A 25055-nucleotide genomic window follows, 5' to 3' on the forward strand; every position below is an offset into this window, starting at 1 on the left:
CTCAGACAATTTGAGACCATGGTCGGATCGTTGGCCGTAAGCCACGAAGCATCCGAGAGAGAAAAGCCGGTAAACCATTCCCGGCAGGCAAGGGTATAACCCGACAACAGGCCCCGTGCGCTCCTGGGAGCGGCGGGGCCATATTTTTGCGTGTGGCCGATTGCCGCCAATACTCCGTCCTTGCTTGCTGCCTCCGGATTCCTTCCATGGCGAAGCAGATTGCCGGAAACGCCATCTCGTTTGCCCTTGCATTACAGCCAGATCGTTCCGACCTAGCGTCGAGGGGCTGCAGGCACGGCCGAACGGGGGAGACGATTGTGACTGTTGATCAAACCAGGCTGATTGGGCTTTTGGGCGGAATGAGCTGGGAGTCTAGTGCGCTCTACTACCGGCTGATCAACGAGGCGGCGCATGCCAGAATGGGCGGGCATCACAATGCGCGCTCTTTGATGTTCACGCTCGATTTCGACGAACTCAACCGGCTCGCCGCTGCAGGTGACTGGGTTCGCGTCGCCGCGGTAATCTCTGAGGCGGCGCGCGGCCTGGAACAGGCTGGTGCCGCCTTCGCCATGCTGACCGCGGTGACGGTGCATACCGTGGCCGACCAGGTGGAAGAGGCGATCGGTATTCCGCTGCTGCACATCGCCGACCCAACCGGTGAGGCGATCCGCGCTGCGGGGATCCGGCGCGTTGGGCTTCTGGGCACGCGCTACACGATGGAACTTGGGTTCTTCGCCGAGCGGCTGAAACAGCGCTTCGGCATCGAGGTGATCGTGCCTCCTGAGGAACAGCGCACCGCGCTCCACCGGATCATCATCGACGAGCTGACCCTCGGCGTGGTGAAGCCGGTGTCGGCTGCCGTGCTGCAGCAACTGGCCGGCGATCTCGGCGCGCGCGGGGCAGAAGCCGCCGTCGTCGCCTGCACCGAGCTGCCGCTGCTGCTCGGCGTGGATGCCTATCCGATGCCGGCATTCGACGTGGTCAAGCTGCATGCCGAGGCGGCGGTGGAGCTGGCACTGGCGGGGTGAGGGAGCGTCTGGGCGCTCGGCAACCGACAGCGAGGAGCGATCGGAGGCGATCTGCCAGGCGCGGTACGGCAATGTGCTGTGGGAGGCATACCTGGCGTTGATCGAGGCCGAGAGAGTTCGGCAGCGCCGTCTGAAGGCGGTCGGGGACGGGACGACCGAGCATGTGGCGCCGTGCGTCGTCAACCCGCCCAGTTGCCGAGGTGTCAAGGAAGATCGCTAAACTTAGATGTTTCCGATGTGCTATCATCCGCGGCTTCAACGGGCGGGGGACATGTCCATGGACAGCAGAACGGCAGCATTCGCATTCGGCGGGTTTGGCGGCGTACTGCCGACACTTGCCAACATGGCAAGTACCTATGTTTCAGTGCCGGCGACTCCGATGCCGGAATACGGGATTTACCTCGGCTTATTGTTATGGGCGGTGGTTGGCGGTGGGGTGGCGCTGACGAATACCAGTTATGAGGCCAGGCAAGCCATCTTCGCCGGGGTTGCGGCACCGGCAATCCTGTTGAATATCGTCGCCGGGGCCACCAGCCAGTCCGGAGTGGAAAAGGCAGCGGCGATGTTCGGGCTGTCGGCCCATGCCGAAGACATCCAGGTCAATACGGGCGGGCTTGATGCGGCAAAGCAATGGGCGCTCGTCGTCTCGCCTTCGGTGAGCGGCGGGATACCGGCCAGGGTGTCGCTGCCGGTTACGGCGGAGGTCAAGAAGGACGGCAAGATCGAGACGGTTACCATCGGTGAGATTACAGACCTGCGCTCACCCACGGCGTTCACGCTGCCTGCAGGTGCGGCGCAGGTGTTCGTCTCGGGAGAGGCGGTCGCGACCACCGGCACTTTCACCGCGGTGGATCTCGACGTTAAGACGGCGCCGTCCGCTGGAGGGGATCTGTTCTGGGCGCTCGGTGCGCCGCGCCGCTTCAACATCACCGGAATGAACGTGTCGAAGGGGCAGCAGGAGTATTAGGCCAGCGCCGCCGCGCACCGCCATGCCTGCTGGGCAGGGCGTGGAGTTCCGGCTGTACCGTCGCTGCTGTTACGATCCGGCCGCGATAAGGGCCATCACCTCGTCGGGCGTCTCCATGACCTGCCAGGGGTAGGGCCTGTCGCCGCCGGAGCGGACCTGCACCACTGCCTTGCCGGTGTTCGGACTGCTCGTGCCGGCGGCCACGCCGACGATGTCGGCGATGCGGATGTAGGATGTTGCCCCCGAGGGCGAAACCGCGGTGACCTTGATGAAACCCATGCCCTGCCTCTCTCCGTTTCCCGCTGCAAATAAGAGCAGGCGGGCGCGGGGGTGGCAAGCCGGAGGTGCGCGATCACGGCACGCCGAGCTTTGCCTTGAACAGCGCGGGTTGCTGCGTTGGGCTCGAAGCCGATGCCTGTTCGCGGATCAGTCCGCCTTGGGCGAAGCGTCCAACTGAGCGTAACCCCAGTCGATAACCGGCCTGCCGGAGCGCAGGACATCGGGGACGACTGCGACGATGCTCGTCGTCAGGCCGCCTGAGGCGATGGCCGGGTCGGCATAACGCGAGATCGGGATCGAGGCTTCGCGGATTTCGATGATGCGCATGGCGGTGCGTTCAGGACGGAGCCGCGACAGCGAGGACGACGGCGATCAACATCAGCAGCGGTCCCATCCATTTGAACTGACGGACCAGGTTGCCAAGCCATGGCTGATCGGGCCGCGCCGGAAAGTCAACATAGCCGAAGCCGACGGCCGTCATCCAGGCGCCGGCACAGAGCATGATGAACTCGTCGATATAGGCGGCGATCAACGGATTCTCCCCAAGGGTATCGTTGCCGAGGGCAGTTGTCGCGAACGATGGCAGGTACCGCAAGCTGAGGCGGCAGGTCTCCTGACATATCGCCCCGGGACAGCCTTGTGCATGCCCCCTGAAGTTGAAGTTTGCCTGCTTGACAGGTCAGTATGACGTTATAACCTATTGGCGCGGGCCAAGCCGGGAACGTGACCCCGCATGTGGAGGACGATTTTATGAAACTCGCGTGGATCAAGGGCGCGCTGGCCGCCGGCATCGCCCTGTTGCCGAGCGCTTTATGGGCGCAGTCAGTCAATATTTCCTACCTGACCCACTGGTCACCGGAAACGGTGGCGCTGCTGGAACAGGCGGCCAAGGATTTTGCCAAGGACCATCCCGACGTGGCGGTAACAGTGCGCGCCGTGCCGTTCGGCGACCTTTTGACGACGCTGCGCTCGCAGGGCGGCGGGCAGGCTGCCACCATCGCCGGCATCTACGATCTGTGGCTGCCGGAACTGGCGCGCGACAAGCTCGTTGCCCCTGCACCCGAGACCGTTGCCGGCGAGGTCAAAAGTGCCTGGCCGGCAGGCGTGGTGACGGCGGCGAGCGTCGGTGGGGTGCTCTACGGCGTGCCCAACGAGATCGATGTTTATGCGCTGAACTACAACAAGGCGCTGTTCAAGGAGGCGGGCATCGAAGCGGCGCCCAAAACCTGGGACGAGCTGAAGGACGCCGCCGCCAAGCTGACCAAGAAGGATGCGGGACAGCAGGGGTTTGGCATGATCAACAGCTGGGCGGCGGGCGTGGTGCATCCGTTTTCGTCGCTGCTGGTGTCCAATGGCGGCGAACTGGTGACCGGCGGCAAGCCGGTGCTGGACAGCAAGAACGCCGGCGAGACCTTCCAGCTCTATGAGGAGCTGATCAGGTCGGGCTCCAGCGATCCGGCCATGGGCACGGCCGACGCTAACACGACAGGGCCGTTCCTCGACAATTTCGTCTCCGGCAAGACCGGCATGATCATCATGGCCAACTGGTGGGAGAGTGCGCTTAAGGCAGGCATGGGCGACAAGTTCGCCGATATCGCCACGGCGCCGATCCCTGTCGGGCCCTCAGGCGACAAGCCGCGCTCGATCTCCTATTCGTGGATGACCGTGGTGAATGCGGGCGCGGCGGAGGCCGAGCAGAAGGCGGCGTGGGATTTCCTCGCCTGGCTGAACAGCCCGAAGTCGGGCCCGAACGGCGCTTCGGCCATGGCCAACATCCTGATGTCGATGGGCATCCTGCCGTCGCGCAGTTCCGACGTCGATGCCTTCAAGGACAAGCTTGGTTCGGAATTCCTGTCTGGTTATGTCAGCGTGCTGGACGATGCAAAACCGTTCCCGGTCGTTCTCGGCGGCCAGGAGTTCTCGGAGTCGCTGCAGCAGACCATCGAGGCGCTGCAATATGGCAAGGTTTCAGCCACCGAGGCGCAGACCGATGCGCAGGCCGACGCGGCTGCGATCCTGGAGAAAGCTGCGAAGTAGCGGCTCACTTCCTTCTCCCCGTTCACGGGGAGAAGGTGGTCTGAAGGGCCGGATGAGGGGCGGCTCCGAGTTCGGAGAGGTAAGCTCTGCCCCTCATCTGCCTGCCGGCATCTTCTCCCCGTGAACGGGGAGAAGCACGCAGTGTCACCGTCTCGCGCACCCTTGACTGTAACTGATCCATCTCATGACCAGAACCCACCAACATTCCGTCTGGATGATGCTGACGCCGGCCGTCTCGCTGATCGGCGCCTTCATCGTCGTGCCGATGGTGCTGACGGTGTGGCTGTCGCTGCAGCACTGGTCGACGCAGACCGGTTTCCAGACGGCCGAATTCGTCGGGCTCGACAATTTCCGCGAGATTTTTGGCGCAACCTCGGTGGGGCGCGACTTCAAGGGCGCGTTGGTCAATACGGCGCTCTACACGCTGATGTCGGTGGCGCTGATCTTGCCTGTTTCGGTTGGCCTCGGGCTGCTCGTCTACCAGCGTAATGTCGCCGGCGGCAACGCGCTCAGGACCATCCTGTTTTCGACCTACATGGTGCCGATGATCGCAGTGGCGCTGGTGTGGTCGAAACTCTATTCGCCGAGTGAGGGGCCGATCAACCAGATGCTCAGCTGGCTGGGTATCGGCCCGCAGCCTTGGCTGTCGTCGCCCAGCACCGCGCTGGTATCAATCGTTGTTCTCAATGTCTGGCAGCAGGTCGGCTATTTCACCGTGCTTGTCGTGGCCGGGCTGACCCAGATCCCGACCAGCCTCTACGAGGCCGCGACAATCGACGGCGCGGACGGGCGCCAGCAGTTCACGGCGATCACCCTGCCGCTGCTGAAGCGGACGCTGCTGTTCAGCGCCGTCATTGCCATCATCAATGCCGTGCAGGTGTTCGAGCCGGTGGCGCTGATTACGCAGGGCGGGCCGGTGGGCTCGACCAACGTGTTGACCTATCACATAAGGCGTGTCGGCATCGAACGCGCCCAGGGTGGCCTGGGCTCCGCCATGGCGGTGACGCTGATGTTGTCGCTGATCGTCGTGATCTTGGCTTTGTTCGCTTTCGCTCGGAAGGGGGACGACGAATGAGCGCGGCTGGCGAATGGCGGCCGCGCCGCGGCTTGTTTTTCTTCAGGTCACGCCCAACCAGCGGCGACTATATCGTGGCAACGCTGATGCTTGTGGTCGCCGTTGCCTCGGCCTTTCCGCTGGTGTGGATGGTACTGTCGAGCCTGAAGACGCCGGCCGAAACCATGCAGGTGCCGCCGGTGTGGCTACCCGAGAGCCCGAGCCTGGAGGCCTTCGGCAAGGTGTCTGGCGTCATCAATGTCGGCCGCTCGATGCTGAATTCGGCCGTCATCGCCGCCATCACCACAGCCGGCATCATCGTAACCAGCCTGATGGCAGGTTACGCCTTTGCCAAGCACCGCTTCCATGGTCGCAATGCACTGTTTGCGCTGCTGATCGCGACCATGTTCCTGCCGCCGATCGTGACGTTGATCCCGCTCTACCGGATGATCGGCACCATCGGGCTCGACGGCAGCCTGGCAGGCGTGGTCCTGCCCAACCTGGCCAATGCCTTCGGCATCTTCCTGATGCGGCAGTTCATTGCCGGCGTGCCCGACGACTTGATCGATGCGGCGCGCATGGACGGCGCTTCGGAGATGCGCATCCTGTTCGTCATCGTGGCTCCGCTGGTGACGCCGGCGGTGGCAGCTCTCGCGCTGTTTGCCTTCGTCTATCATTGGAACAGCTATCTCTGGCCGCTGACGGTGCTGCAGGGCAACGCCGACCAATACCCGATCGTCATCAGCCTCAGCCGGCTGTTGAGCTACAACAGGGGGGCGATGAACACCAACCTGGTCATGGCGGGTGCGACGCTGGCCGTTTTGCCGCCGCTGGTGCTGTTCGTGTTCCTGCAGCGCTTCTTCGTCGATTCCATCGTAAGCTCCGGAGTGAAGGGATGAGCAAGGTTCTGGCCGTCGACCTTGGCGGCACGCTGCTCAGGGCAGGGCTTTGCGCTGCCACAGCGCCTGCCGCCGTCGAGCACATTGGCGCCTGGCCGGCGCCCAAGGGGATCGACGGTTTCCGCGAGGCGATCGCCCGGATGACGCACGACCATGGTGCCGAGCGGATCGGTGTGTCGGTGCCAGGCACGGCGCGCGGAACGCGCTGCCTATGGATCCCCAATCTGCCCTGGCTCGACGGCGTCGATCTCGCCGGGCTGTTCCCCAATCTCTTGATCGGACTCGGCCAGGATGCGCAGCTGGCGCTGCTGGCTGAGGTGTCAGCTGGTGCGGCCAAGGGGCTGTCGGACGCGATGCTGGTGGCGATCGGCACCGGCATCGGTTCCGCCGTGCTGTCGGGTTCGCGTATCATGCGTGGCGGGCAGGGAGCTGCCTGTTCCTTCGGCTGGGCCTGCGCCGATCTGGACGATGAAGGCCACGACCGCGACGGCTGGTTGGAGCGGCAGGCATCGGGTCGGGCGTTCGATGCTATCGGGCGGCAGGCCGGCTTCAGTGACGGTCGCGGGCTGGTGGCAGCGGCGCGTGCGGGCAATGCGACTGCGATTGATGCATTGGCGCGGCCGGCGAAGGCGCTGGGCGTGAGCCTGGCAACCGCCGTGGCGCTGCTCGACCCGCAAATAGTGATCCTGGCCGGTGGCATGGCCGAGGCGGCCGACGTGCTGGTGCCGATGGTGCGAGCCGCGATGGAGAAGCAATTGCCGCCGCATCTGAGACGCGTGCGCATCGAGGCCGGCAGCTTCGGCAAGGGCGCCAGCCTTGTGGGGGCGGCATTCGCCGGCGCGCGCGGCCAACAATGGGACGAAATCCGATGAGCGGAATCTTTGCAAAACCCAACCGCAATCGGCCGGAGCCGCTGTGGCACCAGGCCGAGCAGGCGATGCGGACGCTGATTTCGTCCGGCGAGTGGGCCACCGGCGCGCAGATCCCCAATGAGGAGCGCCTGTGCGACCTATTGGGAGTCAGCCGCATCACCGTGCGCCATGCCCTGCGCAACCTCGAGGATTCCGGCCTGCTCAGCCGCGAACACGGGCGCGGCACCTTCGTGCGCAGCCCGACCGTCATTGCCGGCGTGCGCGGCCTGACCAGCTTCACCCAGGAGATGGCCAATCTCGGGCTCAATCTGGGCACCAGGCTGCTCGACGCCCGGATCATTGCCGCCGACGCTCAGGTGGCCGGCGCGCTGGAGATCGAGGAAGGCACGCCGGTACTCCGGTTGCGCCGCCTTCGGCTTGGCAACGACCAGCCGATCGGTATCCAGACCGCGCATCTGCCGGCGGCGCGCGTGCCGGGCCTGCTGGAAACGGCGGCAAGCGTCTCCTCGCTCTATGAGACGCTGAAGGCGAGCTACGGCATCGTGCCCCAGGAGGCACGCGAAATCTACCGCATCGGCGAGGTCAAGCCGGAGGATGCCGAGCTGATCCAGCTAAAGGCCGGCAGCTCCGCCTTCATGGTCGAACGCATCGCCTTCGACCGCTCTGGCCCGTTCGAATTCACGGTCTCGACCATGCGCGGCGACCGCTACGAAATCCGTTCCGTTCTCCATCTCTGACCATCTGAAAGGTTCTTTCCCATGACGACTTCCTACATCAGCCGGCTGGCCAAGCTCATCGACGGGGCCGCAAGCGCCAACGAGGCCGCGTTCGAGACCGTCTCGGCACGGCTGGCCGAGACGCTTGCCAACAAGGGGCTGGTGCATCTCTACGGCTCGGGCCATTCGGTGCTGCCGTGCCAGGAGGCGTTTCCGCGCTACGGCTCCTATGTCGGCTTCAATCCGCTGACCGACCCGCGTGTGATGTGGCACAACGTGCTGGGTTCGGGCGGCGTGCGCGAACTCCTGTGGCTCGAACGCACCGAGAACTACGCGGAAAAATTCCTCGACCACCAGCCGCTCAACCCTGGAGATTCCATCATCATCTATGGCCATAGCGGCCGCAACGCGTCGGGCATCGACACCGCGCTCTACGCCAAGAAGCGCGGGCTGTTCGTCGTCGCCATCACCAGCAAGAACAATCTGGACAAGCCGGCGAGCCATTCCTCCGGCAAGCGCCTGGCCGATGCCGCCGACGTCGTCATCGACACGACTTCACCGATCGAGGACGCCATCGTGCCGGTGAAGGGCTGGAGCCGCCCTGTGGCCGGCTCGTCGACGGTGCTCGCAATGATCATGACGCATGAGCTGATCGCGCGCACGGCGCAAAAGCTTGCCGACCGCGGCATCGAGCTGCCGACCTTTGCCTCGCCGACAATCGAAGGCGTGACGTTGCACGATACCGACGTGATCTACGGCCTCTACCGCGAAAAGATGATCGAGGCGCAGCGCAAGCATCTCGACTTCTTCAAGGAACGGATGCAGGGCGAAGCGTAATCCTGTTCCTGACACCGATAAGCTGGCGAGCCGTCCGGAAGGGCGGCCCGCTGGCATTCGGCACGATGCCTCTTGCCATTTTCAATTGTTGGCGATAGAACAAAATAAGAACATAAATGACTTGTGGACGGCACCAGCTTTTCCGCTGCCAGGGGGCGCGGGCGGAGGGTGCAATGGGCTAGTGTGCGCCCTCACATTTTCTTGGAATTTGGTTTCGGACGAGCGCGGAGCGGTGTCATGGCAGGTAGCGTCAATAAGGTCATTCTGGTCGGCAATCTGGGCGCTGACCCTGAGATCCGCCGGCTCAATTCGGGCGAGCCAGTCGTCAATCTGAGGATCGCGACTTCGGAAAGCTGGCGCGACAAGAATTCGGGCGAACGCAAGGAAAAGACCGAGTGGCATCAGGTCGTCATCTTCAATGACAACCTCGCCAAGGTTGCCGAGCAGTACCTGAAGAAGGGTATGAAGGTTTACATCGAGGGCCAGCTCCAGACCCGCAAATGGGAGAAGGACGGCATCGAGCGTTACACCACCGAAATCGTGCTGCAGAAATTCCGCGGCGAACTGCAGATGCTCGACGCGCGTGGCCAGGGCGGTGACGCAGGCTATAGCGGCGGTGGCGGCCAGGTCGGTTACGGCGGCGGTCAGGGTGGCGGCTATGGCGGCGGCGGCCGTTCTGACTTCGGTCAGTCGAGCCCGACCGACAGCTATGGCGGCGGCAACCGCGGCGGCTTTGGTGGCGGCGGCGGTGGCAATCGCGGCGGCCAGGGCGGCGGTGGCGGCATGGGCGGTGGCGGTTCGCGCGACCTCGACGACGAAATCCCGTTCTGAGTGTAGCCAAGGAGGCGAGCGATCGAGGTCGTTGATCGTCTGCCTGGGCGACGCGGGCCGTGAGGTGAAAGCCTTTCTGCGTCAAGGCCATTACAAAACTGCTGTGCCAACGCCGTTGCGAAAGCGATGCGCGGCGTCGGCAGGACTACATGGGCAGGCTGGCTTTGCAGTTGCACGCTGACGGCCTGCGACAAGGCAAGAGTTGGTTGCTGGATTCGTGAATGACTGTTCTCGCGAATCTTTCTGCTTCGCGTTACTAAGGTGAATGGGGTACGGGGTCTTCATTCACCGATCGGATTCGATCTACGACGACAGTCCTGCCGAACGGTATCAGTTCCCGCCGCAATATTTCGGCCGGGTGCAGGCGTGTGTCGGCGATTGGATCGTCTACTACGAGCCACGTAAGGTAGCCGACACCAAGGGATACTTCGCAGTTGCCAAGGTGCAGCAGGTCATCCCGGATCCCAGCGCGAAGGGCATGTTTCTCGCGCTTATCGAACCAGGCAGCTATCTCGATTTTGCCAATCCAGTTCCCTTCAGTGATGCTGACGGTGTGATCGAGCGCGGGCTTCTCAACGACGACGGGCGAATTTCCGGGCGCGCCCAGGCGGCGGTAAGGCCGCTTTCTCCAACCGATTTCAGTCGCATCGTAACGTTGGGGCTGGATCAGGCAGAATCTACGCTTCCGAGGGTCGATCCGGTGGCGCCAGCCGGCGGCTTCTTCGAAGACCAGGCGCCTTTTGTGTTTGAGGAGAGCCGAGAGCGTACGCAGTTCCTGACATCCCGCATCGTGCGTGACCGCGTCTTCCGAAAGATCGTCCTGCGTGCCTATGACGAGCGCTGTGCGATCACGGGATTGAAGCTCATCAATGGTGGCGGAAGGGCGGAAGTTGCGGCGGCACATATTCGCCCTGTCGAGACCGACGGACCGGACGTCGTCAGCAACGGCATCGCGTTATCCGGAACAGCCCACTGGATGTTTGATCGCGGCCTTGTCAGCCTATCGGATGATCTTGAGATCCTGATTTCCCGCCAGGCAAACGATCCCGATGGTATTAAGGGCATCGTCAATAGCAGCGGCCGAGCAATCGGCCCCCAGCGTCTGTCCGATCGTCCTCATCCACACTTCCTGCACTGGCATCGCGAGCATTGCTTCAAGCAATAGGTCGGGCGTGCTGGCACGAAAATTCGAGATGGACGAGGTTACAGCCTTTCCGCCCATCGATGTCCCTGGTGGCATAGGTCGAGGCAGTCCTTCAGCCAGCTGCGTTCCGATTGCTGCAGCTTCGGCAGGGCGTTGGCGAAATCTACTTCGTCCTTGGGGCGCCCGTGTTTCGCCTTGAACAGCAGGACGGCTGCCGGCTTGAGGTAGGAGATGCCGGCCGGTGTCGTGGCGACAATGTCTGCGCGCGGCACTGATATGGCGGGGTTTCGCTTGTAAACCCACAGATCCGGCGACCCCTCCTCGATCATCATGTCGACCCGCCAGCAATGTTGCACAACGTCCAGGCACCAGACCTGGGAGATTTCAGCAGGCGGAGCACTTTGCGCGGGCAGGTGTTTAACGATGCCGTCTCCGGCAGTGTGGAATTCCATGTCGGCCAGTGCGCGGCGGAAGACGGGTACGTCGCTGCGCAGGACCGTGAATTCGAGGTCTTCGTGCTCGCGTGTTTGATGGCCGTGCCAGAGGTCGAGCGCCCATCCGCCGGCGACGCACCATGGCACGGAGACGCCGGTCAGGCGACGTGCCAACTCGGTTGGATGCCAGGCGCACCACGCGTCATGGTCCGGCGCATCGGGCTGTTTCATGCGGGGCTGTCCTTTTGCGCTGCCTTAACCGTATCGAGGCCCGGGTCAAGGCCGCTTCGTGCGACGAACGGCTGACTTCAGGCCCCTGCAGCCGGTTGCGCAGGTGACGAAGACCGGTGGTCTGGATCGACGGGGTCAGAGCGGCCTAGTGGGCTCTCGCGCCTTAAGCCGCCATCAGTGCCTTGATGCCGTCGGCGACGAATTGCACGGCGAGGGCTGCCAGGATCACACCGAGGAGGCGAGTCAGGATCGAGCGGCCGGTTTGGCCGAGGAACTGGTCGATGCGTTCGGCGAGCACGAAGACCAGATAGGTGGCGGCGAGGCAGGCGAGGATGATCAGGACCAGCGCCAGTTGGCCGGCCCAGCCCTGAAATGAGCCGGAGAGCAGTACCGTCGCCGAGATCGCGCCGGGACCGGCGATCAGTGGAATGGCGAGCGGGAAGGCGGCGATGTTGTGGATGTGGTCGCGGGTGATCGCGACATCAGAAATCTTCTCCTTGCGGTCCTGGCGCTTCTCGAAAACCATCTCGAAGGCGATGAAGAACAGCAGGAAGCCGCCGGCGACGCGGAAGGCGGGCAGGGTGATGCCGAAAACTGTGAGGATGGCCGCACCGGCAACGGCGAAGACCGCCAGCACGACAAAGGCTATGACGCTGGCGCGCACCGACACTTGCAGGCGCTGTTCGCGGTTCATGCCGCGCGTCACCGCAAGGAACAGCGGCGCCAGGCCCGGCGGGTCGATGGTTACGAGGATGGTGACGAAGGCATTGAAAACAGTGTCGAAAAGCGGCATCAGGCATCTCCCCGGCGAATGCAGGCTAACCTGACGACAGTTGCCGCGCCAGTGGCAAAATCAGATCGAGCGGCCGTCATTTGGCCATGGCCGGCAGTTGCCGCTGCCGGATCGTGGAGTCGCCGGGTGCAAGGGCGGCAAGAACAGGCAGGACATCTCGCCGCAATGTTGGAAGGATAAGCTATCCTTTTGAAATCGCGTCCCAAATCAGCATTGGAAAAGCGAGGCCGAAATTGGTCTTTCGACGACCGTTCCTATATATAAGGTAAATGATTCCCAACATGCGTGATCCGAGTTGACCGACCAGAAATCACCGCGTGGACCTGACGGTCCCTCCGGCATCGAGCCGATTTCCATCATCGAGGAGATGCAGCGCTCCTACCTCGATTACGCGATGAGCGTGATCGTGAGTCGCGCGCTGCCAGACGTGCGCGACGGCATGAAGCCGGTGCATCGCCGCATTCTCTTCGCCTCGCATGAGAGCGGCTACCACTGGAACCGCAAATATGTGAAGTCGGCGCGTCCGGTCGCCGACGTGATGGGTAAATATCACCCGCACGGCGACGCCTCGATCTATGACGCCTTGGTGCGTATGGCGCAGGACTGGTCGATGAGCGTGCCGCTGATCGATGGGCAAGGCAATTTCGGTTCGATCGACGGGGATCCGCCCGCGGCGATGCGCTACACCGAAGCGCGCCTGACCAAGGTCGCCCATGAGCTACTCGAGGATATCGACAAGGACACTGTCGACTTCCAGGATACTTACGACGCGTCGGGCCAGGAGCCGCGTGTGCTGCCGGCGCGTTTCCCGGCGTTGCTGGTCAATGGCGCCGGCGGCATCGCCGTCGGCATGGCGACCAACATTCCGCCGCACAATCTCGTCGAAGTCTGCAACGGCGCCATCGCCGTCATGGAAAACCCTGCGATCGACCTGCCTGACCTGATGGAGATCATTCCCGGCCCGGATTTCCCGACCGGTGGCCTGATCCTCGGGCGTTCGGGCATCTACAACGCCTATTCGACCGGCCGTGGCTCGGTCATGATGCGCGGCAGGGTCAATATCGAGCAAAGCCGCGGCGACCGCGAGGCGATCATCATCACCGAAGTTCCCTTCCAGGTGAACAAGGCGACGATGATCGAGAAGATGGCCGAACTGGTGCGCGACAAGCGCATCGAAGGCATCTCCGACATTCGCGACGAATCCGACCGCCAGGGCTACCGCGTTGTCATCGAGCTCAAGCGCGATGCCAATGCCGAGGTCATCCTCAACCAGCTCTACCGTTTCACGCCGCTGCAGACGTCGTTCGGCGCCAACATGGTGGCGCTCAACGGCGGCAAGCCCGAGGTGCTGACGCTGCTCGACATGCTGAAGGCGTTCGTCGCCTTCCGTGAAGAGGTGATCAGCCGTCGCACCAAGTACCTGCTCAAGAAGGTGCGCGACCGAGCCCACATCTTGGTCGGCTTGGCGATCGCGGTTGCCAATATCGACGAGGTCATCAAGCTGATCCGTACCGCGCCCGATCCGCAGACGGCGCGCGACCAGTTGATGACGCGGCGCTGGCCTGCATCCGACGTCGAATCCTTGATCCGCCTGATCGACGATCCGCGCCACCGCATCAACGATGACGGCACCTACAACCTGTCGGAAGAGCAGGCCCGCGCCATCCTCGAACTGCGCCTGCAGCGCCTGACGGCACTTGGCCGCGACGAAATCGCCGACGAACTGAACAAGATCGGCGCCGAGATCACTGACTATCTCGACATCCTGTCGTCGCGGGCCCGCATTCAGCAGATCGTCAAGGACGAACTGGTTGCCGTGCGTGACGAGTTTGGCGTGCCGCGCCGCACCGAGATCACAGACGCCGGCTCCGACATGGAAGACGAGGACCTTATCCCACGCGAGGATATGGTCGTCACCGTCAGCCACTCCGGCTACATCAAGCGCGTGCCGCTGTCGCTCTACCGGGCACAGCGTCGCGGCGGCAAGGGCCGCTCCGGCATGTCGACGAAGGACGAGGATTTCGTCACCCGCCTGTTCGTCGTCAACACGCACACGCCGGTGCTGTTCTTCTCGTCGCGCGGCATCGTCTACAAGGAAAAGGTCTGGCGCCTGCCGATCGGCAATCCTCAGTCGCGTGGCAAGGCTCTGATCAACCTGTTGCCGCTGCAGCAGGGCGAGCGCATCACCACGATCATGCCTTTGCCCGAGGACGAGGCAAGCTGGAGCGAGCTCGACGTGATGTTCGCCACCACGCGCGGCACCGTGCGCCGCAACAAGCTGAGCGACTTCGTCGACGTCAAGCGTAATGGCAAGATCGCCATGAAGCTGGAGGAGGAAGGCGACGAGATCCTCGGCGTCGAGACCTGCACCGACAATGACGACGTGCTGCTGACCGCCGATTCCGGCCAGTGCATCCGCTTCCGCGTCGACGACGTGCGCGTGTTCCAGAGCCGCAACTCGGTCGGCGTGCGCGGCATCAGCATGGCTGACGGCGACCGCGTCATCTCGATGGCGATCATCGAGCATGTCGAGGCAAGCCCGGCCGAGCGTGCCGCCTATCTCAAGCGCTCGGTCGCCGAGCGGCGACTGGCCGCCGGAGTCGCCGCCGGCGAGGACGAGGATATCGCGTTGACCAACGAGGATGTCGGCGAGGAAGCCGACATCACCGAGGAGCGCTACCAGTTCCTTGGCGAGCACGAGCAGTTCGTGTTGACGGTCACCGAATATGGCTATGGCAAGCGTTCGTCGTCCTATGATTTCCGCCTGACAAACCGCGGCGGCAAGGGTATCCGCGCAACCGACGTGTCGAAGGTGGCGGAGATCGGCAAGCTGGTGGCGACCTTCCCGGTCGGCAATGACGACCAGATCATGCTCGTCTCCGACGGCGGCCAGGTCATCCGTGTGCCTGTCGACGGCATCCGCACGGCCAGCCGCGCCACCAAGGGCGTGACGATCTTCAACACCGCCGACGGCGAGAAGGTGGTGTCGGTCGAGCGGATTTCCGAGCCGCAGGGCGAGGATGAGGCCGACGAGGCGGTCAACGGCGACGGCGCTGCCGGCGAAGCACTGAGCGCAGACCCTGCACCCGAGGGTGAACAGGGCTGATCTTTGCGGGCGCCTGAAAATAGCGTCTGTTCAAGAGCTTGAGATCAGACAATCAGGAAGAGAAAGAAGCGACGCCGTGGCGCCGCTTTTGCCTGGAGGGGCAGAAACTGTTCAGCGCGGGGCGCGCGGATTGCGCCAGCCCGGAAGCTGCACGCGGGCGGTCTGGACCTTGGTGCGGACGCGGTGAGCCTCCTGGTGGAGGCTGAAGGCGGTGGCGACGAGCATGGCCAGAGTCATGGCCGCGGCGAGCATGTAGATCATCATGGCGCTGTTCTCCTGCTGGAAACAACGGACGAGACGCTGTTTGGTTTCACCCACTATAATGACGTTCTATTCACATCCGCTTGAACTGATCCTGAGATTGCCGTTCATCTCGCATTCATCTCGTAAACCAATTTCCGGTCGGACACGGGGCGGGTTGGCGGCAATGCGCGCTTCCACCTTTGGCGCCGATGTTCTAGAAGCAGCCCATGACTGATCGCATCGCCATCTATGCCGGGTCGTTCGACCCGCTCACAAACGGCCATCTCGACGTGCTCAAGGCGTCGCTGGCCGTTGCCGACGTCGTCTATGCCGCTATCGGCATTCATCCCGGCAAGAAGCCTCTGTTTTCCTTCGAAGAGCGTGTGACGCTTATCGAGGAAGCGACGCAGGCGGAATTCGGCGCTGATGGCGGACGCATCAAGGTGGTGGCCTTTGACGGGCTGGTGATCGACGCGGCGCGCAAGGAAGGCGCTTCGATCATGATCCGCGGCCTGCGCGACGGCACCGACCTCGACTACGAGATGCAGATGGCCGGCATGAACGAGACCATGGCGCCCGAACTGCAGACCGTTTTCCTGCCGGCGAGCCCTTCGGTTCGCACCATTACCGCCACACTTGTCCGCCAGATAGCCTCGATGGGCGGCGACATACGTCCGTTCGTGCCGGCGGCGGTTGCCGGCGCGCTCAACGCCAAATTCGCGAAATAATTTCTCCGGAGTATCGAAACATGCAGCTCAGGAAGCTTGCCTCGTCCTTCGTCGTCCTCGCCGGCCTTTTGGCCGGATCGGCTGCAGCCATTGCTGCCGAGCCCGAGAACACGATGGTCATCACGCTGAAGGGTGGCGACGTGACCATCGCGCTGCGTCCCGACCTCGCGCCCAAGCACGTCGCCCAGATCAAGACGCTGGTGCGCGAAGGCGCCTATGACAACGTCGCGTTCCATCGCGTCATCGGCGGCTTCATGGCCCAGACCGGCGACGTCGAGTTCGGCGACATGAAGGATGGCTTTGATCCCAACCGCGCCGGCATGGGCGGCTCGAAGCTGCCCGACATCCAGGCCGAGTTCTCACAGGAAAACTTCAAGCGCGGCGTCGTCGGCATGGCACGCTCGCAGGACCCGAATTCGGCGAATTCGCAGTTCTTCATCATGTTCGACACCGCCTCCTCACTCGACGGCCAGTACACCATCGTCGGCGACGTCGAGAGCGGCATGGAACTGGTCGACGCCATCAAGAAGGGTGACGCGGCCAATAACGGGTCGGTCAGCGACCCCGACCGCATGATCAAGGTCCGCATCGCCGCGGACGCCAAGTAAACGAAAACGAAGAGAAGGAATTTCATCATGGCCGAGATCAAGGATCGCGAAAACGCGCTGATCATGGAAACGACCAAGGGCAATGTGGTCATCGAGCTGTTCCCGGACCTGGCGCCCGGCCATGTCGGCCGCATCAAGGAACTGGCGCGCGAAGGCGCCTATGACGGCGTGGTGTTCCACCGCGTCATCGACGGCTTCATGGCCCAGACCGGAGACGTCAAGTTCGGCAAGTCGGGCGGCAAGGACTTCAACCCGGGCCGTGCCGGCATGGGCGGTTCGGACAAGCCGGACCTGAAGGCCGAGTTCAACAACATGAACCACGCCCGCGGCACCTGCTCGATGGCGCGCGCCCAGAACCCGAACTCGGCCAACTCGCAGTTCTTCATCTGCTTCGAGGACGCCGGCTTCCTGAACCGCCAGTACACGGTCTGGGGCCAGGTCATCGAAGGCATGGACAATGTCGACAAGATCAAGCGCGGCGAGCCGGTGCAGGATCCCGACAAGATCGTGTCGCTGAAGGTTGCGGCCGACGTCGCGGAATAACTGACAATGGCTGGCGCTCTCTGGTCGCTTCTCGGCGTTCTGGCGGGCGCCTTCATTGCCATTCAGGCTCCGATAAATGCGCAGCTGGCGCGCGGGCTCGGCGTGCCCGTCGCGGCGGCTGCTATTTCGTTTCTGTCTGGCGCGATCGTGCTCGGCGTGATCACCTTCCTAGCCACCCGCACGCAAGGGCTGGTCATCGACTGGAAGGCGCCGGCGCCGTGGCTGTTCGTGGCCGGTGGCGTGCTGGGAGCGGTCTATGTCACCTCCACGGTGCTGCTGACCCCACGCATCGGTGCCGCCGCCTTGATGGCCTTCCTGGTGGCGGGTCAGCTTCTGGCCGGCATGCTTGTCGACAAGGCCGGCATTTTGGGTGTTGCCGTGCGCGAGATCTCCATGGGCCGTATCGTCGGTGCCGTGCTGCTGCTCGCCGGCGCGCTGATGATCCGTATCTACTGATGCGTGTAGACCTTTTCGATTTCGACCTGCCGGAGGCGAACATTGCGCTGCGTCCGGCAGAGCCGCGCGACACGGCGCGGCTGCTGACCGTTCGCCCGGGCGCGGAATTGGCCGATCTGTCGGTGCGCGACCTGCCGACGCTGCTCGAGCCCGGCGATGTGCTGGTGCTCAACGACACGCGTGTCATTCCGGCTCAGCTCAAGGGTGTTCGGGTGCGTGGCGAGGCCGTGGCGCATGTCGATGCGACACTGCACATGCGCACCGCACCCGACCGCTGGCTTGCCTTCATGCGGCCAGGCAAGCGGGTTGCCATAGGCGACCGCATCCGGTTCGGCCATGATGCGGAGGCCTGCATGCTTGGCCAACTCGACGCCACGGTGCTGGAGAAGGGCGAGGGCGGCGAGGCGCTTTTGGCATTCGACCTCGCCGGGCCGGCGCTGGACGAGGCGCTGCATGCCGTCGGCCACATTCCGCTGCCGCCCTATATCGCTTCGAAGCGCCCGGATGATGAGCGCGACCGCAAGGACTACCAGACCGTTTATGCCCGCGAAGAGGGGGCTGTCGCTGCGCCCACCGCCGGCCTGCATTTCACGCCGGAATTGTTTGCGGCGCTCGAGGCGCGCGGCATCGAAAAGCAGTTCGTGACGCTGCATGTCGGCGCCGGCACTTTTTTGCCCGTAAAGGCCGATGACACCGCCGACCACAAGATGCATTCGGAGATCGGATACGTTTCGGCCGAGACTGCAACCGTGCTGAATGCGGCGCGGGCGCGGGGCAACAAGGTGGTTGCCGTCGGCACCACGTCGCTGCGCCTGATGGAGAGTGCCGCGCGCGAAGACGGTACCTTGGCCGCCTGGTCAGGCCCGACCGACATCTTCATCACACCCGGCTACCGCTTCAAATTCGTCGATGCGCTGATGACCAATTTCCACCTGCCGCGCTCGACGCTGTTCATGCTGGTTTCGGCCTTTGCCGGACTGGAGCGCATGCGCGATGTCTATGCGCATGCCATTACGAGCGGCTACCGCTTCTATTCCTACGGCGATTCAAGCCTGCTGTTCAGGGACGACCGATGAGTTCTGAGTTCACCTTCAAGCTGCTCGCGACCGACGGCAAGGCGCGGCGCGGCGAAATCACCATGCCGCGCGGCACCATCCGTACGCCGGCCTTCATGCCTGTCGGCACCGGCGGCACTGTCAAGGCGATGTATATGGATCAGGTGCGCGGCGTCGGCGCCGACATCATCCTGGGCAACACCTATCATCTGATGCTGCGTCCCGGCGCGGAACGGGTGGCCAAGCTCGGCGGCCTGCACGACTTTGCCCGCTGGCCGCATCCGATCCTGACCGATTCCGGCGGCTTCCAGGTGATGTCGCTGTCGAAGCTGCGCAAGATCAGCGAAAAGGGCGTGACCTTCCGCTCGCATATCGATGGCGCGCCCTACGAGATGTCGCCGGAGCGCTCGATCGAGATCCAGGGGCTGCTCGATTCCGACATACAGATGCAGCTCGACGAATGCACGGCGCTGCCGTCGACGCCGAAGGAAATCCAGCGCGCCATGGAAATGTCGCTGCGCTGGGCCGAACGCTGCAAGACCGCCTTCGGCGACCAGCCGGGCAAGGCCATGTTCGGTATCGTCCAGGGCGGCGATATTCCTGACATGCGTGTGCGCTCGGCGCAGGCGCTGAAGGCGCTGGAGCTCAAGGGTTATGCCGTCGGCGGCCTCGCCGTCGGCGAGCCGCAGGAGGTGATGCTCGACATGCTCGACATTACCTGTCCGGAACTGCCTCAGGAGAAGCCGCGCTACCTGATGGGTGTCGGCACGCCAGACGACATCATCAAGTCGGTGGCGCGGGGCATCGACATGTTCGATTGCGTGATGCCGACGCGCGCCGGCCGCCACGGTCTCGCCTATACCCGGCGCGGCAAGGTCAATCTGCGCAACGCCCGCCACGCCGATGATCCGCGGCCGCTGGACGAAGAGAGCGATTGCCCGGCGGCGCGCGACTACAGCCGCGCCTACCTGCACCACCTGGTGCGCTCGGGCGAGGCGCTGGGCGCGATGCTTTTGACCTGGAACAACCTGTCCTATTACCAGCACTTGATGAGCGAGATCCGTGCCTCGATCGAGGCCGGGCGTTTTGCCGACCGTACCGCCGAGATCAGCGAAGGATGGGCGCGCGGCGACATCCCGCTGCACAAGGGCTGAGGTCAGCCGCTCACAGCTCTTTCTCGGCCAGTTCGCGGAAGGTATCGGGCACGGACCCCGCGTGCCCGAGCGTGACCGAGGCGTAGCCGACCGCTCCCCAGCCGAAACGTTCGCGGATCGCGTCCATGGCACGGTCAGCGCCCCAGCGCGCCTGGCCTTTTCGCGTGCCTGGCCGGTGTTTTTCGTCGGCGAGGCCAAGCGGCAGTTCGAGCTGCAGGCCGGAATGTTCCTCGAGATGCGAGACAGAGATTGCCAGAAGCGATATGGCGCGTTCGCTCGGGTACTGGGCGAGCACGCCGCGCACCAGTTCTTCGGCGACTTCCGTGATCATTGCGGTGGCCGAGATCGGCGCGTCGAGTGTGATTGACCGCGTCACCGAACGCAGGTCGGCAAAGCGGACGCGGGCGGTGATGGTGCGACCGGGGCGTGATTTGGCCCGGAGGCGCGAAGCGACGCGGTCGGCGAGGTGGCGCAGGGCAGGCACGTAGATATCGGGCCGCGCCGGTTTCATACCGAGCGCGGACTGCGCGCCGGCGGAATGGGAGCGGCGATGCGGCTGGAGGCGGCGTGGATCGCGGTTCCAGGCAAGTGCCGCCAGCTTTTCGCCTGATGCGTGACCGAGCAGGCGTTCGAGCACATGCCGGTTGGCGTTGGCCAGTTGGCCGATGGTGGTGATGCCGGCGTCCGCCAGGCGCGTTTCGGTCGCTGGGCCTACACCCCACATCAGGCCGACGGGCAGGCCGTGCAGGAATGCGATTTCCGCACTGTCGTCGACCACGACGATGCCGTCGGGCTTGGCGACCTGCGAGGCGATTTTGGCGAGGTGCTTGGTGCGGGCGACGCCGACTGATATCGGCAGGCCGAGTTCGGTCCGGACCCTGTTCCTGATCTTTTGCGCGATCTCCTCGGGCGAACCGAACAGGTGGGTGCAGCCGGCGACGTCGGCGAAAGCCTCGTCGATGGAGATGCGCTCGACCAGCGGCGTGAAATCGCCGAGCACCGCGATCGCTGCGTCACCCAGACGCTGGTACTCCCTGAAATTGCCACCGACGAAGATGAGGCCGGGGCACAGTTCGCGGGCGCGCCGGCCTGGCATGCCGCCATGGACGCCGAACGCCTTGGCTTCGTAGGACGCAGCGAGCACCACCCCGCCGCCGACGGCGATGGGCTGTCCGCGCAGGCTCGGGTCGAGCAACTGTTCGACCGACGCATAGAAGGCGTCGAGGTCGGCATGCAGGATGGTGGCTGCGCTTTCCATAGAGGCGATCTGTCGAGAGTGTTTAGAACATAAAGGGAACATACATGCGAAAAGTCAAGCGCGCTGGCGCAAGCGGTGGCGTCCGGTGCGGGCTTATGGAAATCGCTGGCGTCGACTATGGTGCCGCAATCCAAGGAGAATCCCATGACTGTTTCGCTGCGCGTTCCAACATTTGAAGACGTCAAGGTTGCGGCTTCGCGCATCGCTGGCGAGGCGCATAGGACCCCGGTGCTGACCTCGCGCGCTGCCAATGCCAAGATTGGCGGCGAGCTGTTCTTCAAGGCCGAGAATTTGCAGCGCGCCGGTGCTTTCAAGTTCCGCGGTGCCTACAACGCCGTTTCCGCGCTGTCGCCGGAAGCCAGGCAGAAGGGCGTCGTCGCCTTTTCCTCCGGCAACCACGCTCAGGCGCTCGCCTATGCGGCGACGCTGCTCGACGCGCCGTCTGTTATCGTGATGCCTAAGGACGCTCCCGAGATCAAAGTTGCGGCGACCCGTGGCTATGGCGCCGAGGTGGTGTTCTTCGACCGCTACAAGGATGATCGCGAGGCGATGGCGCGCGGGATTTCCGAGGAACGCGGCATGACCGTCATCCCGCCCTTTGATCACCCCGACATCATTGCCGGCCAGGGCACGGCGGCACTTGAACTGATCGACGAGGTTGGACAGCTCGACATCCTCATCGCGCCGCTCGGAGGCGGCGGCCTGCTTGCCGGCTGTGCGCTGAGCGCCAAGGCACTGGCGCCTGGCTGTCGCGTCATCGGCGTCGAGCCGGAGGCCGGCAATGACGGACAGCAGTCGCTGCAGAGGGGTGAGGTGGTTCGCATCGCGCCGCCGAAGTCGATCGCCGATGGGGCGCTGACCACCTATGTCGGCGACCACAATTTTCCGATCCTGCAGGCCAAGGTCGACGGCATCGTCACGGTCAGCGATGCGCAACTGGTGGCGACGATGCGCTTCTTTGCCGAACGCATGAAGCTGATTGTCGAACCGACCGGCTGTCTGGCGGCGGCGGCAGCGCTCAACGGCGTCGTCGGCTGTGCGGGCAAACGCGTCGGTATCGTGCTCAGCGGCGGCAATGTCGACTTGAAGGCATTGAGTGGGTTCTTCGCCGACGCCTGACGTCTGACCTGAGCCTGTGGCGCGCAACTCTCCGCCTGAAGGCGTTGTGTCCGCGCCACAGCGACCACGCAACGCTCGTTCCCGAAGATTTAGTGGCTGGACGCGGCAAGCAAGTCCGTCCTATGGCGCGGACATGCTTGGCCGCGCGAAGGTCAGCGGAAATTGCTGTAGATCAGACGGGGCAGGCGCGCATGAACAACAGATACGGAACGCTCGCCTCCTGGGTCTACAATCTCGACAAGCCGGTTGGGCGCTCTTTCGGAGACATCGAATATTATCGTGGGCGTCTTGCGGATTGTGCCGGCTCCATCCTGGAGCCTGCTGTCGGCAATGGTCGCTTTTTCGTGCCGATGCTGGAAGCCGGTTTCGACATCAGCGGCTTCGACCCCTCGAACGAGATGCTTGGCTATTGTCGCAGGGCCTGTGCGGAGCGCTCGCTCGACGAGGGGCGGATCAGCCATGGGACGTTCGAGACCTTTGCCTACGATCGCCGCTTTGCGGCAATCGTCGTGCCGCTTGGCTCGTTCCAGCTGATCACCGACATGGCTGTGGCGAAGGCCGTTCTGCGGCGGTTCTTCGATCATCTGGCGCCGGGCGGGCGGCTGATGATCGACCTGGACGCCATCGGCGGCTTCCTGGGTGAGGGCGGCCGGGTGCGGAGTTGGACCACCTGGGACGGCGATCTGATGACGCTGACCGATGCGCGCGTTTCAACCGACTATGTCGCGCAGACCACCGTGACGCATCTGCGCTACGAACTGTGGAAGGACACCAAGCTCGTCGACACCGAACTGGAGCTGTTCAGCCTGCGTTGGTGGGGCGTCGAGGAATTTGCCATGGCGCTGCGTGAAACGGGTTTCGTCGACGTCGTCGCCTCTGGTGACTATCGTTACGGCCAGGCGCCAGCCACTGGCTGCGAGACGATCAGCGTCGAGGCGCGCCGGCCGGAATGAAATCAATAGCTTGAACCAAGGCGGCAGCTCGACTATCTAGCCGCCATCAGTAATTTCAACAGGATGTGTGCCTCAATGGATTTTTGCCCGACAGCAACGCCGAACCGCCTTGCCATTGGGGAATTCCATGCCTGCATCAATCTCTCTGTCGAATATTGCCTGGTCCACGCCTGACGGCCGGACGCTCTTTTCCAATCTATCGCTGAACTTCGAAGCAGGCCGTTCGGGGCTTGTCGGACGCAATGGCGTTGGCAAGTCGACGCTTCTGCATCTGATATCGCGCTCCTTGCTACCGGAGACCGGCAAGGTATCCGTTGCTGGCACGCTAGGACTACTGCGCCAGGCGGCGCAGATCTCGCCAGGCGAAACCGTGGCCGACCTGTTCGGGGCATCTGAGGGGCTCGACCTGCTGCGGCGTGCTGAGGCCGGACTTGCCAGTGTCGAGGAATTGGCCAATGCCGACTGGACGCTGGAGGCACGCATCGAGGTTGCACTCGCCCGCGTCGGGTTGAGCGCGGAGCCTGCCACGGCGCTCGATGCCCTGTCGGGCGGCCAGCGTACGCGTGCGGGGCTCGCCGCGCTGGTCTTTGGCGAGCCCGATTTCATCCTGCTCGACGAGCCGACCAACAATCTCGACCGGGATGGGCGGAGCGCGGTGATCGACTTGCTGGCCGGCTGGCGCACCGGGGCTATCGTCGTCAGCCACGACCGAGAGTTGCTGGACACGATGGACGCCATCGTTGAGCTGACGCCGCTGGGAGCCACGCGTCATGGCGGCAACTGGAGTCTCTATCGCGAGCGCAAGGCGATCGAACTGGCCGCGGCCGAGCACGATCTGCTCGACGCCGAACGACGTGTGTCGGAGGTTGCCGTGAAAGGCCAGGCGACGGCCGAGCGCAAGGCACGCAAAGACGGGGCCGGCAAACGCAAAGCGGCCAAGGGTGACATGCCGCGCATCCTGATAGGCGGGCTGAAGAACCGCGCCGAGAACACATCAGGCGAAAACATCCGCCTGGCCGAGCGCCGGCGCGCCCAGACGGAAGCAGATGCCGCCGCCGCCCGCGAGCGGATCGAGGTGCTGCAGCCCATCTCGCTGAAATTGCCGTCGACGGGCCTGCCGCCCACGAAGTCGGTGCTGCGCGTTGATCGGCTGACGGCTGGCTACGAGCCGGGAAGGCCGGTCATTTCGGACTTTTTCCTCGATGTGACCGGGCCGGAGCGTGTCGCGCTGGTGGGAGGGAACGGCAGCGGCAAGACAACGCTGCTCAAGGCGATCTCGGGTGAACTCGAGCCATGGGCGGGCAGTGTCTCCATACTGACCGCCTATGCCATGCTCGACCAGCAGGTCGGCTTGCTCGACGCCAAGGCTTCGATCCGCGACAACTTCCGCCGCATCAATCCCGAGGCTGACGAAAATGCCTGCCGTGCGGCGCTGGCGCGCTTCATGTTCCGTGCCGATGCGGCGTTGCAGGTCGCGGGCAGCCTGAGCGGCGGCCAGTTGCTGCGGGCCGGGCTCGCCTGCGTGCTCGGCGGCAAGGCGCCGCCAGCGTTGCTGATCCTCGACGAGCCGACCAATCATCTTGATATCGACGCCATCGAGGCAGTGGAGGCCGGATTGCGTGCCTATGACGGGGCACTGCTGGTGGTCAGCCACGACCAGGCATTCCTCGAGGCGATCGGGATCACCAGGCGGGTCGAACTTGGCTGACA

The 25055-nt window shown here is 63.8% G+C and carries 27 protein-coding genes; 20 read left to right on the top strand and 7 right to left on the bottom strand.

The annotated features are described in order from the left end of the window. Positions 1-206: 206 nt before the first annotated feature. Both SLT36_RS15315 and SLT36_RS15320 read left to right on the top strand, forming a co-directional pair. Positions 207-1028, top strand: a complete 822-nt coding sequence (locus SLT36_RS15315) for an aspartate/glutamate racemase family protein (RefSeq protein WP_432283398.1) — start codon at positions 207-209, stop codon at positions 1026-1028. Positions 1029-1305: 277 nt separating this feature from the next. Beyond that, positions 1306-1995 (top strand): hypothetical protein, encoded by a 690-nt coding sequence (locus SLT36_RS15320; RefSeq protein WP_432283399.1) that lies wholly within the window; start codon positions 1306-1308, stop codon positions 1993-1995. 69 nt (positions 1996-2064) lie between these two features. Here the strand turns inward: SLT36_RS15320 and SLT36_RS15325 are convergent, their stop codons facing one another. The 3 genes from SLT36_RS15325 to SLT36_RS15335 form a co-directional block, all read right to left on the bottom strand. Further along, the gene (locus SLT36_RS15325) at positions 2065-2274 is read right to left on the bottom strand and encodes a hypothetical protein (RefSeq protein WP_154387060.1); all 210 of its coding nucleotides are present in this window, start codon (positions 2272-2274) and stop codon (positions 2065-2067) included. Between the two features lie 147 nt (positions 2275-2421). Beyond that, the gene (locus tag SLT36_RS15330) at positions 2422-2601 is read right to left on the bottom strand and encodes a hypothetical protein (RefSeq protein WP_432283400.1); all 180 of its coding nucleotides are present in this window, start codon (positions 2599-2601) and stop codon (positions 2422-2424) included. Positions 2602-2611: 10 nt separating this feature from the next. Further along, positions 2612-2806, bottom strand: coding sequence for a hypothetical protein (locus SLT36_RS15335; RefSeq protein WP_432283401.1), 195 nt, complete (start codon positions 2804-2806; stop codon positions 2612-2614). 218 nt (positions 2807-3024) lie between these two features. On the opposite strand from SLT36_RS15335, the gene SLT36_RS15340 reads away from it, so the two are divergent. The 8 genes from SLT36_RS15340 (at position 3025) to SLT36_RS15375 (ending at position 10685) form a co-directional block, all read left to right on the top strand. Then, positions 3025-4311 carry an ABC transporter substrate-binding protein gene (locus SLT36_RS15340; RefSeq protein ID WP_432283402.1) on the top strand — a complete coding sequence of 429 codons (1287 nt, stop codon included), beginning with the start codon at positions 3025-3027 and terminating at the stop codon, positions 4309-4311. Between the two features lie 184 nt (positions 4312-4495). Further along, positions 4496-5386 carry a carbohydrate ABC transporter permease gene (locus tag SLT36_RS15345; RefSeq protein WP_432283403.1) on the top strand — a complete coding sequence of 297 codons (891 nt, stop codon included), beginning with the start codon at positions 4496-4498 and terminating at the stop codon, positions 5384-5386. Then, positions 5383-6264 carry a carbohydrate ABC transporter permease gene (locus SLT36_RS15350; RefSeq protein ID WP_154387056.1) on the top strand — a complete coding sequence of 294 codons (882 nt, stop codon included), beginning with the start codon at positions 5383-5385 and terminating at the stop codon, positions 6262-6264. Before SLT36_RS15345 ends, SLT36_RS15350 begins: the two co-directional genes overlap by 4 nt. Beyond that, positions 6261-7136, top strand: coding sequence for an ROK family protein (locus SLT36_RS15355; protein WP_432283404.1), 876 nt, complete (start codon positions 6261-6263; stop codon positions 7134-7136). Before SLT36_RS15350 ends, SLT36_RS15355 begins: the two co-directional genes overlap by 4 nt. Then, positions 7133-7873: a GntR family transcriptional regulator gene (locus SLT36_RS15360; protein ID WP_432283405.1), complete on the top strand. Its 741-nt coding sequence runs from the start codon at positions 7133-7135 to the stop codon at positions 7871-7873. Before SLT36_RS15355 ends, SLT36_RS15360 begins: the two co-directional genes overlap by 4 nt. A 21-nt stretch (positions 7874-7894) precedes the next feature. Then, on the top strand, positions 7895-8689 hold the full coding sequence (locus tag SLT36_RS15365; RefSeq protein WP_286288190.1) for a sugar isomerase domain-containing protein: 795 nt from the start codon (positions 7895-7897) through the stop codon (positions 8687-8689). Positions 8690-8926: 237 nt separating this feature from the next. After that, positions 8927-9520 carry a single-stranded DNA-binding protein gene (gene ssb, locus SLT36_RS15370; protein WP_192316677.1) on the top strand — a complete coding sequence of 198 codons (594 nt, stop codon included), beginning with the start codon at positions 8927-8929 and terminating at the stop codon, positions 9518-9520. Between the two features lie 265 nt (positions 9521-9785). Then, positions 9786-10685 (top strand): HNH endonuclease, encoded by a 900-nt coding sequence (locus SLT36_RS15375; protein WP_432283406.1) that lies wholly within the window; start codon positions 9786-9788, stop codon positions 10683-10685. Between the two features lie 38 nt (positions 10686-10723). On the opposite strand, the gene SLT36_RS15380 is transcribed toward SLT36_RS15375, so the two are convergent. Beyond that, entirely contained in the window at positions 10724-11329 is a 606-nt protein-coding gene (locus tag SLT36_RS15380; RefSeq protein WP_432283407.1) for a nucleotidyltransferase domain-containing protein, read from the bottom strand. Positions 11330-11492: 163 nt separating this feature from the next. Further along, on the bottom strand, positions 11493-12122 hold the full coding sequence (locus SLT36_RS15385; protein WP_154387050.1) for a MarC family protein: 630 nt from the start codon (positions 12120-12122) through the stop codon (positions 11493-11495). A 295-nt stretch (positions 12123-12417) separates the two neighbouring features. Here SLT36_RS15385 and gyrA point away from each other — a divergent pair, with 295 nt between their 5' ends. Then, positions 12418-15228, top strand: a complete 2811-nt coding sequence (gene gyrA, locus SLT36_RS15390; RefSeq protein WP_432283408.1) for a DNA gyrase subunit A — start codon at positions 12418-12420, stop codon at positions 15226-15228. Between the two features lie 111 nt (positions 15229-15339). Here the strand turns inward: gyrA and SLT36_RS15395 are convergent, their stop codons facing one another. Next, positions 15340-15492 (bottom strand): hypothetical protein, encoded by a 153-nt coding sequence (locus SLT36_RS15395; protein ID WP_165915867.1) that lies wholly within the window; start codon positions 15490-15492, stop codon positions 15340-15342. Between the two features lie 206 nt (positions 15493-15698). Here SLT36_RS15395 and coaD point away from each other — a divergent pair, with 206 nt between their 5' ends. Genes coaD through tgt form a run of 6 tightly spaced genes read left to right on the top strand, consistent with a single transcriptional unit; the run spans position 15699 to position 20015 of the window. After that, positions 15699-16199, top strand: coding sequence for a pantetheine-phosphate adenylyltransferase (gene coaD / locus SLT36_RS15400; RefSeq protein ID WP_432283409.1), 501 nt, complete (start codon positions 15699-15701; stop codon positions 16197-16199). A gap of 20 nt (positions 16200-16219) precedes the next feature. Further along, a complete protein-coding gene (locus tag SLT36_RS15405; protein ID WP_432283410.1) occupies positions 16220-16807 on the top strand; it encodes a peptidylprolyl isomerase in 588 nt (195 codons plus the stop codon). A gap of 27 nt (positions 16808-16834) precedes the next feature. Next, positions 16835-17350, top strand: coding sequence for a peptidylprolyl isomerase (locus tag SLT36_RS15410; protein WP_432283411.1), 516 nt, complete (start codon positions 16835-16837; stop codon positions 17348-17350). A 6-nt stretch (positions 17351-17356) separates the two neighbouring features. Then, the gene (locus SLT36_RS15415) at positions 17357-17806 is read left to right on the top strand and encodes a DMT family transporter (protein WP_432283412.1); all 450 of its coding nucleotides are present in this window, start codon (positions 17357-17359) and stop codon (positions 17804-17806) included. Next, positions 17806-18882, top strand: a complete 1077-nt coding sequence (gene queA, locus SLT36_RS15420; RefSeq protein WP_432283413.1) for a tRNA preQ1(34) S-adenosylmethionine ribosyltransferase-isomerase QueA — start codon at positions 17806-17808, stop codon at positions 18880-18882. Before SLT36_RS15415 ends, queA begins: the two co-directional genes overlap by 1 nt. Further along, positions 18879-20015 (top strand): tRNA guanosine(34) transglycosylase Tgt, encoded by a 1137-nt coding sequence (gene tgt / locus SLT36_RS15425; RefSeq protein ID WP_432283414.1) that lies wholly within the window; start codon positions 18879-18881, stop codon positions 20013-20015. The genes queA and tgt overlap by 4 nt, the downstream gene beginning before the upstream one ends. Positions 20016-20025: 10 nt before the next feature. Here tgt and dinB read toward each other — a convergent pair whose 3' ends face one another. Then, positions 20026-21273: a DNA polymerase IV gene (dinB, locus tag SLT36_RS15430; protein ID WP_432283415.1), complete on the bottom strand. Its 1248-nt coding sequence runs from the start codon at positions 21271-21273 to the stop codon at positions 20026-20028. A gap of 144 nt (positions 21274-21417) precedes the next feature. On the opposite strand from dinB, the gene SLT36_RS15435 reads away from it, so the two are divergent. The 3 genes from SLT36_RS15435 to SLT36_RS15445 all read left to right on the top strand — a co-directional run bounded on the left by SLT36_RS15435 (position 21418) and on the right by SLT36_RS15445 (position 25053). Beyond that, positions 21418-22392, top strand: a complete 975-nt coding sequence (locus SLT36_RS15435) for a threo-3-hydroxy-L-aspartate ammonia-lyase (RefSeq protein ID WP_432283416.1) — start codon at positions 21418-21420, stop codon at positions 22390-22392. Positions 22393-22583: 191 nt separating this feature from the next. Further along, entirely contained in the window at positions 22584-23345 is a 762-nt protein-coding gene (locus SLT36_RS15440; RefSeq protein WP_432283417.1) for a class I SAM-dependent methyltransferase, read from the top strand. 127 nt (positions 23346-23472) lie between these two features. Continuing rightward, entirely contained in the window at positions 23473-25053 is a 1581-nt protein-coding gene (locus tag SLT36_RS15445) for an ABC-F family ATP-binding cassette domain-containing protein (protein WP_432283418.1), read from the top strand. The last annotated feature ends 2 nt before the right edge of the window (positions 25054-25055 follow it).

This window comes from Aminobacter sp. BA135 (assembly GCF_050859125.1).
Classification (GTDB): Bacteria; Pseudomonadota; Alphaproteobacteria; order Rhizobiales; family Rhizobiaceae; genus Aminobacter; species Aminobacter ciceronei.